12 protein-coding genes are annotated in these 12875 nt (G+C 73.9%); 4 read left to right on the forward strand and 8 right to left on the reverse strand.

Translation table 11 applies throughout. From position 1 onward, the window contains the following. The 3 genes from AB0B41_RS40510 to AB0B41_RS40520 form a co-directional block, all read left to right on the forward strand. A partial coding sequence (locus tag AB0B41_RS40510) for a TrmH family RNA methyltransferase (protein ID WP_358212339.1) occupies positions 1-299 on the forward strand: 299 nt, incomplete at its 5' end. Positions 300-391: 92 nt separating this feature from the next. Next, complete coding sequence (locus tag AB0B41_RS40515; RefSeq protein WP_358212340.1) at positions 392-1612, forward strand: alpha-hydroxy acid oxidase; 1221 nt, start codon at positions 392-394, stop codon at positions 1610-1612. 44 nt (positions 1613-1656) lie between these two features. After that, positions 1657-1884 carry an antitoxin gene (locus tag AB0B41_RS40520; RefSeq protein ID WP_358212341.1) on the forward strand — a complete coding sequence of 76 codons (228 nt, stop codon included), beginning with the start codon at positions 1657-1659 and terminating at the stop codon, positions 1882-1884. Positions 1885-1933: 49 nt separating this feature from the next. On the opposite strand, the gene AB0B41_RS40525 is transcribed toward AB0B41_RS40520, so the two are convergent. Both AB0B41_RS40525 and AB0B41_RS40530 read right to left on the reverse strand, forming a co-directional pair. Further along, positions 1934-2308 carry an HAD-IA family hydrolase gene (locus tag AB0B41_RS40525; protein ID WP_358212342.1) on the reverse strand — a complete coding sequence of 125 codons (375 nt, stop codon included), beginning with the start codon at positions 2306-2308 and terminating at the stop codon, positions 1934-1936. After that, complete coding sequence (locus tag AB0B41_RS40530; protein WP_358212343.1) at positions 2305-2721, reverse strand: MarR family transcriptional regulator; 417 nt, start codon at positions 2719-2721, stop codon at positions 2305-2307. The genes AB0B41_RS40525 and AB0B41_RS40530 overlap by 4 nt, the downstream gene beginning before the upstream one ends. A 100-nt stretch (positions 2722-2821) precedes the next feature. Between AB0B41_RS40530 and AB0B41_RS40535 the strand changes: the two genes are divergently transcribed. Beyond that, the gene (locus AB0B41_RS40535; RefSeq protein WP_358212344.1) at positions 2822-3493 is read left to right on the forward strand and encodes an Rv3235 family protein; all 672 of its coding nucleotides are present in this window, start codon (positions 2822-2824) and stop codon (positions 3491-3493) included. A gap of 216 nt (positions 3494-3709) precedes the next feature. Here the strand turns inward: AB0B41_RS40535 and secA are convergent, their stop codons facing one another. The 6 genes from secA to mtrA form a co-directional block, all read right to left on the reverse strand. Beyond that, positions 3710-6661, reverse strand: coding sequence for a preprotein translocase subunit SecA (gene secA, locus AB0B41_RS40540; protein ID WP_358212345.1), 2952 nt, complete (start codon positions 6659-6661; stop codon positions 3710-3712). A 249-nt stretch (positions 6662-6910) separates the two neighbouring features. Further along, positions 6911-7603: a ribosome-associated translation inhibitor RaiA gene (gene raiA / locus AB0B41_RS40545; protein WP_358212346.1), complete on the reverse strand. Its 693-nt coding sequence runs from the start codon at positions 7601-7603 to the stop codon at positions 6911-6913. Positions 7604-7745: 142 nt separating this feature from the next. Continuing rightward, positions 7746-8594 carry a phosphoribosyltransferase family protein gene (locus AB0B41_RS40550; protein WP_358212347.1) on the reverse strand — a complete coding sequence of 283 codons (849 nt, stop codon included), beginning with the start codon at positions 8592-8594 and terminating at the stop codon, positions 7746-7748. Between the two features lie 133 nt (positions 8595-8727). Then, entirely contained in the window at positions 8728-10452 is a 1725-nt protein-coding gene (locus AB0B41_RS40555) for an LpqB family beta-propeller domain-containing protein (RefSeq protein WP_358212348.1), read from the reverse strand. Continuing rightward, positions 10449-12140, reverse strand: a complete 1692-nt coding sequence (gene mtrB, locus AB0B41_RS40560; protein ID WP_358212350.1) for an MtrAB system histidine kinase MtrB — start codon at positions 12138-12140, stop codon at positions 10449-10451. Before mtrB ends, AB0B41_RS40555 begins: the two co-directional genes overlap by 4 nt. Before the next feature lie 99 nt (positions 12141-12239). Beyond that, the coding region (gene mtrA, locus AB0B41_RS40565) for an MtrAB system response regulator MtrA (protein WP_358212349.1) at positions 12240-12875 on the reverse strand (636 nt) is incomplete at its 5' end.

The following is a 12875-nucleotide window of genomic DNA, read 5'->3' on the forward strand; positions in this document are numbered from 1 at the left end:
CGGGGGTGGCGTTCTCCGCGCCGGTGCTCCGCTCGGCGACCGCCGAGGAGGGGCTCGCCCAGCTCAAGGAGGCCGGCTTCGGGATCTTCGGGCTCGACGCCGGCGGTGAGGACCTGCTCGCCGCCGACCTCCCGCCCCGGGTCGCCCTGGTCCTCGGCAACGAGACCGACGGGTTGTCCGCGGCCGTCCGCCCGCTGCTCGACGACCTCCTCGCGATCCCGCTGATGGGCGGGGTGGAGTCGCTGAACGTCGCCAGCGCCGCCGCCGTCGCCGCCTACGAGCTGCACCGCCGCCGCTGACCCCGGTGAGCGAACGGCCCTCTCGCTCATCAGGTCTGAACGAGCGCGCCGCTCGCTCATCAGCGCGGCGTCAGCGGGGCTAGCCTCGGGGGATGGTTCAGCGTCGGATGCCCAGGCCGAAAGAGCTGCTGCCCCTGCTCCGGCCCGCCCCCTTCGTCCGCGACGCCACGGAGCGCCGCCTGCGCCGCGCGGCGTCGATCGCGGACCTGCGGGACATCGCCCGCCGCCGCACCCCGCGCGCGGTGTTCGACTACACCGACGGCGCCGCGGACGGGGAGCTCTCGCTGAACCGGGCCCGCGCGGCCTGGTCCCGCGTCGAGTTCACCCCGACCGTGCTGCGCGACGTCAGCACCGTCGACCTGGGCCGGGACATGCTCGGCGCGCGCTCTGCCCTGCCGTTCGCCTTCGCACCGACCGGGTTCACCCGCATGATGGGCACCGAGGGCGAGCCGGCGGTCGCGTCCGTCGCGGCCGACGCCGGCATCCCGTACACGCTCTCGACGATGGGCACCACGACCATCGAGGAGGTCGCCGAGGCCGCGCCGGGGGCGCGCAGGTGGTTCCAGCTCTACCTCTGGCGGGACCGTGCGTTCGCGAAGGACCTGGTCCAGCGCGCGGCCGCGGCGGGCTACGACACCCTCATGCTGACGGTCGACACCCCCGTCGGCGGCAACCGGCGCCGGGACGTGCACAACGGCCTCACGATCCCACCGGCGCTGACCCTGCGCACGTTCGTCGACGGGGCGCTGCACCCGCACTGGTGGTTCGACCTGCTCACCACCTCGCCGCTCACCTTCGCGACGCTCGAGCGCACCGAGGGCACGGTCGCCGACCTCATCAACCGGGTCTTCGACCCCGCCCTGACCATGGACGACGTCGAGTGGCTGCGCGGGGCCTGGCCGGGCAAGTTGATGATCAAGGGCATCCAGAACGTGGCCGACGCACGCCGGGTCGTCGACGCCGGGGTCGACGCGGTGCTGCTCTCCAACCACGGCGGCCGCCAGCTGGACCGCGCCCCCGTTCCGGTCGAGCTCGTCGAGCCGACGGTGCAGGAGGTCGGCGACGCCGCGGAGGTCTACGTCGACACCGGGATCATGCACGGGGCGGACGTCGTGGCCGCCGTCGCGCTCGGCGCCCGCGGCGCGCTGGTGGGCCGGGCGTACCTCTACGGGTTGATGGCAGGCGGACGCGCGGGCGTCGCCAAGGCGGTGGACATCCTGACCGGCGAGATCACGCGGACCCTGCAGCTCATCGGCGTCACGTCCGTCGCCGACCTCCGACGCGAGCACGCGAGGCTACGCCCGATCGGGTGAGTGCGGGGTGGCGCGCGCCGGGATTTGGGGCCACTGTGGCCCGCATGGGATTCCTGGACAAGGCGAAAGAGCTGATCGGTCAGCACGACGACAAGGTCGACCAGGGCCTCGACAAGGCCGGGGACGCCGCCAAGCAGAAGTACGCCGGGCACGACGAGCACATCGACAAGGGCGTCGACTTCCTGCAGGAGAGGACCGGCGAGGGCAACACCACGGCCGCGCCGCCGCCCGCGCCGGAGGGCGAGCAGCCGCCGCCCCCGCCGCAGCAGTGACCTCCTGACCACCACGGCGCCGCCCGCCCGGGCGGCGCCGTTCGCGTTCTCACCAGTCGAACAGGATGTCCAGCTCGCGCAGCGTCGAGTCGGGGTCGGTGTGCCGGACGCCGACGGCGCCGGCCGCGCTCGCCCCGCGGACGTTGATCGGCAGGTCGTCGACGACCACGCAGTCGTCGGGCGCCAGTCCCAGCAGCTGCGCGGTCCGGCGGAAGGCCTCGGGATCGGGCTTGCGCGCGCCCGTCGCGCCGCCGAGGACCACGGCGTCGAACCGCTCGGCGTACTCGTCCGGCACGGAGTGGGCGTCGGAGAGCAGGGCGACGCGCAGGCCGGCGGCCCGGGCCCGGACCGGCAGGTCCGCCATCTCCGGGCCGTCGGTGAGCACGCCGCCGTAGTCGAGGATCAGCCCGCGGAAGCTCGTCACGTCAGCCGTCCCGCCACCGCCGCGAGGACCTTGCCCAGGTAGCGGCGCACCGCCGGATCCTCCCGCGGCACGACGTCCCGCAGCGCGCGGTCGACCTGGTCGGCGACGGTCTCCCGCCGGCGCCTGCCGCTCTCCGTGAGGTACACCCGCACCACCCGCCGATCGTCCGTGTCCCGTTCGCGCCGCACGTCCCCGGCCCGCTCGCGAGTGTCGACGACCGGGGTCAGGGTCGCAGGGGTGAGGCCGAGCCGCCCGGCGAGCTCACGGTGTGGCAGGCCGTCCTCGCTGCTCAGGGCGGCGAGCAGGTCGAGCGCGGTCGCCGACAGCCCGTGCGCCGCGGCGACCCGCTGCCGGTACCGGGCGAGCGTGGCGCCGGTCGCGATCAGGAGCCGGTCCAGCGGCTGCTCACCCACGCCGACACCTTAGCCGACGAACGATCAGCAGGCTGATGGTTCGGTGACGAAGTACTGCGATCCGGTCCGGCCGTCCTCGTTCCGCCCGCACGCTGCTGCCATGACGCTCGCCGCCCCGGCCCCGACGCTGCCGCTCTTCGCCACGGTCGACCACGAGCCGGCACTGGAGGTTCCGGTCCCGTTCGTCGACGGCGAGTGGGTGGTGGAGGGGGACGTCCCGTTCAGCGTGGAGCAGAGCCATGGCGCGGCTCGAGAGGTGAGGGCCGCTCCGGGGCCCGAGGGAGCCTCGGCGGCGGGCAGGGCTGCGGTCGAGGGTGCGGGGGTGACCGCCGGAGTTGCGTCGCCCGCTGTGTGGGAATCACGGACGCCCGCGAGGAAGGGCTCGAACGGGACCGACGGGTCGCGCCCGGCCGTCGGCCCGTCGGACGACCGCCTGCGCCGGGAGCGGGAACGGGCGCTGCTGGCGCGACGGCGTGCGGAACTGGTCGTCCGCACCGCGCTGGAGGTGCTCGACGGCCGCCGCCCCGTGAGCCATCTGGCCCCGTTCGCCGCGCCCGAGGTGCTGCGCTACGTCAACGCGGGCGTCCCGCGGCGCGGGCGCACCGCCGCAGCCGGGGCGTCCCTGCGCTCCCTGCACGTGAGTCTGCCCGGCCGCGCCGCCGCGGAGGTCGCCGCCGTCTGCCGCTTCGGCACCCGGGTCCGCGCTCTCGCCGCCCGGCTCGAGCTCACCGGGCAGGGCGAGTGGCGCTGCGTCGCGCTCCGGGTGATCTGAGCGCCCCGGCTCGCTCACCAGCGGACCCGCGGCGCACGGGCCACCTGCACGCGACCCGCGCAGCGCTGCTCGCGAAGCCCGCCCCGCGCAACGCTGCTCGCGCGACAGCCGCCCAGCGCTGCTCGCGACAACCGCCAAGGCCTGCCACGGACTGCTCGCGAGGCCCGCCCAGCGCTGCCCGCGTGAGGCCGGCTCAGCTCGGACCGCGAGACCCGCTCAGCGCTGCTTGCGCGAGGCCCGCTCCTGGCGACGCCGCTCGGCGCGATTGCCGCCGGCGCCCTGCGGCTGGCGCTGGGCGCCGCCACCCCGCTGGCCCCCGCCCCGCTGGCCGCCGTCGCGGGTGACGACCTCGCCGCCGTCGTCGCTCGGGCCGCTGTAGCTGAGGTTCTGCTGCGGCGGGCCGGCGCGGAAGGCGGCCGGGAGGACCGAGGTGGGGGTGTCGTCCGGGCGGCCGTCGGCGGCCTGCGCGGCCACCCGCGGGATCCGGCTGGTGACGGGCTCGGCGGCCGCGGGCGCGCTCGCCACGGCCGCCCGCGTGCCCTGCTGGACGCCGGCACCGTTCTGCCCGGCCCCGTTCTGCGCGCCGTTCTGCCCCGCCGCCGCGGCCCCCGCCGCGGTCCCGGCCGGCACGGCCTCGGCCGCCGGCGACTCCTGGACCTGCACCACGACGTTGAACAGGTGCCCGACCGTCTCCTCCTTGATGCCGTCGAGCATCGCGGTGAACATGTCGTAGCCCTCGCGCTGGTACTCGATCACCGGGTCGCGTTGGGCCATGGCGCGCAGGCCGATGCCCTCCTTGAGGTAGTCCATCTCGTAGAGGTGCTCGCGCCACTTGCGGTCGATGACCTGCATGAGGACCTGCCGCTCGAGCTCGCGCATGCCGCCCTGCGCACCGATCATCGCGTCCATCTCGGCCTCGCGCACCGAGTAGGCGCGCTCGGCGTCCTCGATGACCGCATCCGTGATGCGCTCGGCGGTCAGCTCGTCGAGGCCGCCCTCCTCGGGGTCGCCGTCGACGAGGTCCTGCCACTTGATCGAGATCGGGAACAGCTGGCCGAGCGCGGTCCACAGCTTGTCGAGGTCCCAGTCCTCGGCGTAGCCCTCGGCGGTGGCGCCCTGCACGTACGCGGTGATCACGTCGTGCAGCATGTGCCGCGTCTGCTCCTGGACGTCCTCGCCCGCGAGGACCCGACGGCGCTCGGCGTAGATCACCTGGCGCTGCTGGTTGAGCACCTCGTCGTACTTGAGGACGTTCTTGCGGATCTCGAAGTTCTGCTGCTCGACCTGCGTCTGCGCGCTGCGGATCGCCCGCGTGACCATCTTGGCCTCGATCGGGACGTCCTCGGGCAGGTTGAAGCGGTTCATGATCGACTCGACCATGGCGCCGTTGAACCGGCGCATGAGCTCGTCGCCCAGCGACAGGTAGAACCGGGACTCGCCGGGGTCGCCCTGGCGGCCGGACCGACCGCGCAGCTGGTTGTCGATGCGCCGCGACTCGTGCCGCTCGGTGCCGAGCACGTACAGCCCGCCGGCCTCGCGCACCTCCTCGGCCTCGGCCGCGACCTGCTTCTTCATCCGGGCGACGGTCTCGTCCCACGCCGCCTCGTAGGCCTCGCGGTGCTCGACCGGGTCCAGCCCGCGGCCGCGCAGCTCCAGGTCCGCGAGGAAGTCCGGGTTGCCACCGAGCATGATGTCCGTACCGCGGCCCGCCATGTTCGTGGCGACGGTGACGGCGCCGGCGTGCCCCGCCTGCGCGACGATCATCGACTCGCGCTCGTGGTGCTTCGCGTTGAGCACCTCGTGCGGGACCTGGCGCTGCAGCAGCAGCTTCGACAGGTACTCGGACTTCTCGACACTCGTCGTACCGACGAGAACCGGCTGGCCCTTGTGGTGCTTCTCGGCGATGTCGTCCGCAACCGCCTCGAACTTGGCCGCCTCGGTCTTGTAGATGAGGTCCGCCTGGTCGATGCGGATCATGTCGCGGTTCGTCGGGATGACGACGACGTGCATGCTGTACGTCTGGTGCAGCTCGGCCGCCTCGGTCTCGGCGGTACCGGTCATGCCCGAGAGCTTGTCGTAGAGGCGGAAGTAGTTCTGCAGCGTGATGGTGGCCAGGGTCTGGTTCTCCGCCTGGATGTCCACCTTCTCCTTGGCCTCGATGGCCTGGTGCATGCCCTCGTTGTAGCGGCGCCCGGCCAGCACGCGGCCGGTGAACTCGTCGACGATCAGGACGTTGCCGTCCCGGACGATGTAGTCCTTGTCCTTCTTGAACAGCTCCTTGGCCTTCAGGGCGTTGTTCAGGTAGCCGACGAGCGGGGTGTTGGCGGCCTCGTAGAGGTTGTCGATGCCGAGCTGGTCCTCGACGAACGCCACGCCGTCCTCGGTGACGCCGATCGTGCGCTTGCGCTCGTCGACCTCGTAGTGGACGTCCTTCTTCAGCAGCGGCGCCATCCGCGCGAACTCCTGGTACCAGCGGGCGCTCTGCTCGGCCGGACCGGAGATGATCAGCGGGGTGCGGGCCTCGTCGATGAGGATGGAGTCCGCCTCGTCGACGATCGCGAAGTTGTGCCCGCGCTGGACCATGTCGGCGGAGTTCCACGCCATGTTGTCGCGCAGGTAGTCGAAGCCGAACTCGTTGTTCGTGCCGTAGGTGACGTCCGCGGCGTACATCTCGCGGCGCTGCGCCGGCGTCATCTCGGCGAGGATCACGCCGACCGACAGGCCCAGGAACCGGTGGATCCGGCCCATGTTCTCCGAGTCGCGGCGGGCCAGGTAGTCGTTCGTGGTGACGACGTGCACGCCCTTGCCGGAGATGGCGTTGAGGTAGCTGGGCATGACACAGGTCAGGGTCTTGCCCTCACCGGTGCGCATCTCCGCGACGTTGCCGAGGTGCAGCGCCGCGCCACCCATCAGCTGGACCGGGAAGGGGCGCTGGCCGAGCGTGCGCTTCGCGGCCTCGCGGACGACGGCGAACGCCTCCGGCAGCAGGTCGTCGAGGCTCTCCCCGTCGGCGTGCCGCTCGCGGAACTCGTCCGTCTTCGCGCGCAGCTCGGCGTCGGACAGGGGCTCGATCTCGGGCTCGAGCGAGTCGATGTGCGCGGCGATCCTGCCGAGCCGTTTCACCAGCTTCGTCTCACCGGCACGGAGCAGGCGGTTCAACAACGGCACTGGTCGACCTCATTCGCGATCGCGGTCTCGGGCGCGGTCCTGCGGGCCCGACGGGCCGGAGGACCGGGGCGGACGCCGGCGCACGGCAGACACCCGCGAACCATGGTAGCCATCGGCGCGGCGACCCCTCACCGTGCAACGACCCCGGACCCGTGTGGGTTCCGGGGTCGTGCGGTGGGCGGGCGCCGGGGCGCGGCGGAGTGCCGCACCCCGACGCCCTCGCGGGCAGGGCCGGTGGGGTCCTCCCGATCAGCCGCCGAGACTGATCACGCCGTAGTCGTATCCCCTGCGCCGGTAGACGACCGAGGGGGTGCCGCTCTCGGCGTCGGCGAAGAGGTAGAAGTCGTGGCCGACCAGCTCCATCCGGGAGAGCGCCTCGTCGACGCTGATCGGTTCGTCCGAGTGCTGCTTGCGCCGCACGATGCGGCCCGGGACGTTCTCGCCCTCCTCGTTGTCCGTCGTGTCGTACCCGGTCGCCTCGGGGCCGGCGCCCGGCAGGTCGTCGAGGTGCTCGGCGTGCCCGCGGGGCCGGGGAACATCGACCTCCGCTGCGCCGAGGCTCTCCTCGGTCTCCGGCAGTGACTCGAGGAGGGCGACGGCCGAGCCGCCCCGGCCCGCCATCACGCGGGAGCGGCGGTCGTTGAGCCGTCGGCGGTCGTGGGAGCGCCGCATCCGGCTCTCCAGCTTCGACACCGCACAGTCCAGTGCTCCGTAGAAGTCCTGCGCACACGCCTCGGCGCGTACGACGGGGCCCCGGCCCCGTCCCGTGATCTCGACGCGTTGACAGATCTTGGCCTGACGGCGGTTCGGCTCGTGGAAGAGCTCGACCTCCATCCCGACGATCTTGTGGTCGTACCGTTCGAGGCGGGACAACTTCTCCTCGACGTGGATCCGGAAGTGATCCGGGACCTCCACGTTCCGGCCGGTGACGACGATCTCCACTCGACTTCCCTCGCTCTCCGTGCGTTCTCGGCGTCGGGGCGGTGTTGTTCGGGCCTACCGGGTCAAGGGGCGCGACAGCGGGGCGTGACCCTGGGGAGACCCGAAGCGGACGATCGGTGTTCCCCTCCCGTTGTGGTCTGGGTTACGTGTGCCAGGCACGGTAGTGCGCATCACGCTTTGGCAACAGTCCTGAGCGACGAGTGACGCCGAACCGGGCGAAATCGGCGGATTCTCTTCCCCTGACCTGCGCAAACACGTATTGTGGTGGGGTTGCCTGGGCCTGCGGCGAGGCCTTGCCCGCCCGGTGCCGGCGGTCCGTCCGGCTGCTCGCGTCGCACAGCACGACCGCCCCCGCGACCCCGATACCGACCTCCGCCAGGGCCCGTGCGCAGGCACGGAGCGTGGCCCCGGTGGTCACCACGTCGTCGACGAGCAGCACCGCATCGGGTGGATTCTCCGGCGACCGCACGAACACCCGCCCCGCGAGGTTCGCGGCCCGCCCCGCGGCGTCGAGCCCGAGGGAGTCCCGCGTCCGGCGGGCCAGCCCGAGCAGCCGGAGGGTCCGCCCGGGCGCGACCCGCCGGCACAGCCGCAGCACGTGGTCGCCGCCGCGCGCCCGGGCCGCCGCGGGCCGCGAGGGCGCGGGCACGAGGAGCGCGCCGGGCGGCACGAGCGGGGCGAGCACCGCCGCCAACGGCGCGGCCAGGTCGCGGCGGCCCCGCTCCTTGTAGGCGAGCAGGGCGGTGCGCAGCGGCCCGCGGTACCGGCCGGCGGCGAGCGTCTCCGGCGCCCCGGGCAGGACGACGCGGTGCGGGCCCGGCAGCCGCGCGGTGCACTCCGGGCACCAGCCCGCCCCGCCCGCGCCGCACCCCCCGCACGAGCCGGGCAGCAGGAGGTCGAGCAGCCCGGCGAGGAGCAGGTGCGGGGTCAGGTGCGGGGCCGGGTGTGGGATCCGGTCAGGTCGGTGCGGGACGGTGTCGGGGCGAGCCATGCACCCACCCTGACCGCCCGCACCGACGACCCCGCCCCGGATCGGGCCGCGCGGGCCGAGTTGTCCACAGATCCGGCCTCGCCTCCAGCTCCGACGTCGTCCACACGAGGGTCCTGCGTGGAGCCGGCGCGGCTCAGCCCGGGTAGAGCGGCACCCCGTCCGGCGCCGCGCCGAGCACCTGCCGCCAGCTGTCGAGCTCGCCGCCGTCGTAGCTCCAGATCCCGCCCTGGTCGGCGACCAGGAAGGGCCGGCTCGACGCGGCGGTGACCGCCTTGAGCGGCGGGGTCAGGTTGCTGCCGGGCACCAACTGCAGGGTCAGCCCGTCGGACGACACGAGCGACACCGGGCGGTCCGACCGGGCCGTGACCACGATGAGCGACTCGTCCGCCCGCCAGTCCACACCCACGACGTCCGAGAGGTCCGACGGGCGCAGCCGCCGGACGTTGCGCACCGCGACGTCGCCGTCCGCCGCCCGCACGACCGCCCCGGTGACCAGGCCGCCGTCGACGATCGCGGCGACCCGCATGCCGTCCCGCGACAACCGCAGGTCGGTGAGCGGGCCCAGCGCGGTGAGCGCGGAGACGTTGACCTGCCCGGTGCGCACCACCCCGGTCTGGTCCACCGTGACCCGCGCGACGACCGCGCCCGGTCCGCCGCCCAGCACCGTCCACACCTCGCCGCCGGTCGGGGTCCAGGTCGGCCGGGACAGCGACGCGCCGGACAGCGGCACCGCCTCCAGCATCCCGTCCGTGGGTCCGACCAGCAGCCGCACCCGGCCGCCGTCCCGGGCGACCGCGGCGATGCGCGCGCCGTCCGGAGTGGTCGCGGCCGACGCGATGTCGAAGGACCCGTTGCCCGCCTGCCCGCCGAGCGGGTCGCCGCCGGGAAGCGCCCGCACGCGGCCACCGGCCACGACCAGGGCGGGGACGTCCGCCCCGGGCTGCACCGAGGCACCGGCCCCGGCGACGTCGTCGGCCGTGAGGTCGGGCCTGCCGGCCAGGAGCGGCGCGCCGTCGACGAGCAGCCGCACCCGCGGGACGTTGATCTCCGCGAGGGTCTGCACGAACTGCGCCGCGATGAGCCGGCGGCGGGCCTCGTCGAGGTCGCCGACCTGCGTGAGGTCGACGACCAGCGCCCCGTCCGGGGCCTCCGTGACGTTGGTGCGCAGCCGGGCCGACGGCGGCACGACGGACTCCGCGGCGTCCTGCAGCGCGGGCGACGGGCCGCTCAGCAGCATGTCGACGGTCCGCGACGGCAGCGCCTGCGCGGGCACCGCCGGGAGGTACCGCAGGTCGGCGACGGTCGCCCGTCGCGCGGGGTCGACGAAGTACCCCTTCACGGTGCGGAAGTTGGTGCGGAAGTCCGAGAGCCGCACCAGCACGCCGGCGGGCAGCCGGTCGATCCGCCACTGCCCGTTCGCGCGGCGGACCGTCACGTCGATCTCCACCGGCGCCTCGGCCGGCTCGAACGCACCGAGCGAGTCGAGCGAGCCGACCCGGTCGCCGCGGATGCGCACGGTCGCGGTGTCGGGGTCGGTGCTGCTCGTGGGCGGGTAGACGGTGTCGAACTGCTCGTCGAGCACGGTCAGGGAGTCGCCGTCGTCCCAGCCCTGCGAGGCCTCCTGGGTGAGGAACCGGCGGGCCGCCCCGTGCCGGTCCACCGTGCTGCCCGAGGCGTAGACGAAGCCGCGGACCAGGTCGAGGGGGTTGGTGCCCTCGACCGGGCCGGCGGGGATGTCCGGGGAGTCGCCGTCGGTGACCTTGCGCAGCACCTGCACCGACGACTCGCCGGGCACGCTCGCGCACCCGGTGGCCAGCACCAGCAGGGCGACCAGGACAAGCAGCAGCCGGCGGGTCACCGGTCCCCCCGCGGGTCCAGGACGGCCGGTTCGGCCGGCTCGACGGCGTCGTCGTCCGCCGCGGGCTCCCCGTCCCGCAGCTCGGTCGGGATCGGCGTGCCCCACGGCGGGGTCGGCACCGAGGCCGGGAGCGGGTGCGCGGTGTCCGGGTCGTCCCCCTCGGGCTGCAACGGCAGCGGGCTGGACTCGAGCAGGTCCCCCTCGGTGCGGGGCAGCGTGAGCCGGAAGGCCGAGCCGCGGCCCGGCTCGCCCCAGGCCTGCAGCCAGCCGCCGTGCAGCCGGGCGTCCTCCAGACTGATCGACAGGCCCAGGCCGCTGCCGCCGCTGCGCCGCGCCCGGGACTCCTCGGCACGCCAGAAGCGGTTGAACACCAGCCCCGCCTCGCCCGGCCGCAGCCCGACGCCGTGGTCGCGGACCACCACGGCGACGGCGTGCTCGTCCCCGGCCAGGGTGACGTGCACCGGCCGGCCCTCGCCGTGGTCGATGGCGTTGGCGACGAGGTTGCGCACGATCCGCTCGACCCGCCGCGAGTCGACCTCGGCGTAGACGTCCCCGGGCAGGTCGAGGACCAGGGGCGTGCCCGACTCCTCCGCAAGCCCACGGACCGCCTCCACCGCCCGGGAGACGACGTGCCGCATGTCGAGCCGGTCGGTGCCCAGCTCGGCCACGCCCGCGTCGAGTCGGGAGATCTCCAGCAGGTCGCCGAGCAGCGTCTCGAACCGGTCCAGCTCGGTGACCAGGAGCTCCGAGCTGCGGCGCAGCGCCGGGAGCAGCTCGTCCCGGGAGGCGTAGAGGATGTCCGCGGCCATGCGCACGGTGGTGAGCGGGGTGCGCAGCTCGTGGCTGACGTCCGAGGTGAAGCGGCGCTGCAGGGCGCCGAACTCCTCGAGCTGGCGGATCTGCGTCTGGATGCTGCTCGCCATCTCGTTGTACGACTCGAACAGCCGCGCGACCTCGTCCTCGCCGTGCACGGGCATGCGTTCGTCGAGGTGCCCCTCGGCGAACCGTTCGGCCACCTCGGCGGCCTGCCGGACGGGCCGCACCACCTGCCGGGTGACCAGGCTGGCGATGCCGGCGAGCAACAGGATCAGCACCAGCCCGCCGACGATCAGGGTGCTCTGGACCAGGCCGAGGGTCCGCTGCTCGGCGTCGAGCGGGAACATCAGGTACAGCTGCAGCTCACGCCCGGCGGTGCGCACGGGCTGGCCCACGACCAGCGTCGGGATGCCGTCCACGGTGGTGTACTGCGTGGACAGGGCCCCGTTCACGACGGTCTGCCGCTGCTCGGGCGAGATGTCGTCGAGGTTGCCCGCCGAGATCTCCGGCCCGCTGCCGGTGCCCGTGGTCAGCGCGGCGCGGAACTCCCCCGCCGCGGGCGCGCCCGCCGCGTCGGCCGTGGACTGGTTGGTGAGCTGGTCCAGGGCGTTGTTCAGGGTGCCCTGCGCGCCCTCGCGGTCCGGGTCGACGCCGGAGAGATCCCGCTCGGAGATCACGCGCGCGGACTCGGCCTGCGCGATGGCCGCGTCGAACTTGCCCTGCAGCAGCCGGTCCGCGATCTGGGTCTGCAGCACCAGGCCCAGGACGAGCGACACCGCGGTGGACAGGGCGAGGGTGGAGACGACGACGCGCAGCTGCAACGAGCGGCGCCACGCCGCCAGCGCGACCGCGCGGATCTCGGAGACGAGCACGCCGGCCGACGCCGCCGCCCGCTTCGCCCGCCGGGCGAGCGGCAGCCGCGCGACGAAGGACCTCACGGACACGGGTGCCTCAGTGACACGGGGACGTCATCACGGCGGCCCCGCCTTGTACCCGACCCCGCGGACGGTCAGCACGACCTCCGGGTGCTCGGGGTCCTTCTCGACCTTCGACCGCAGCCGCTGGACGTGCACGTTGACCAGCCGGGTGTCCGCCGCGTGCCGGTAGCCCCACACCTGCTCGAGCAGCACCTCGCGGGTGAAGACCTGCCGCGGCTTGCGGGCGAGCGCCACGAGCAGGTCGAACTCCAGCGGGGTGAGCGCGATCCGCTCGCCCTTGCGGGTGACCTGGTGGGCCGGCACGTCGATCTCCACGTCGCCGATCGTGAGCTGCTCGGCCGGCTCCGCCTCGGTGCGCCGCACCCGCGCCCGGATGCGCGCGACCAGCTCCTTCGGCTTGAACGGCTTGACCACGTAGTCGTCCGCGCCGGACTCCAGGCCCAGCACGATGTCCACGGTGTCGCTCTTCGCCGTGAGCATCACGATCGGGACGCCGGACTCGGCACGGATGGCCCGGCAGACGTCGATCCCGTTCATGCCGGGCAGCATGAGGTCGAGCAGCACGACGTCCGGGCGCATGTCCCGCACGGCGGGCAGCGCCCGGGTCCCGTCCCCGACCACGGCGGTGTCGAAGCCCTCGCCCCGCAGGACGATGGTCAGCATCTCGGC

This window comes from Pseudonocardia sp. NPDC049154 (genome assembly GCF_040648315.1).
Taxonomy (GTDB): Bacteria; Actinomycetota; Actinomycetes; order Mycobacteriales; family Pseudonocardiaceae; genus Pseudonocardia.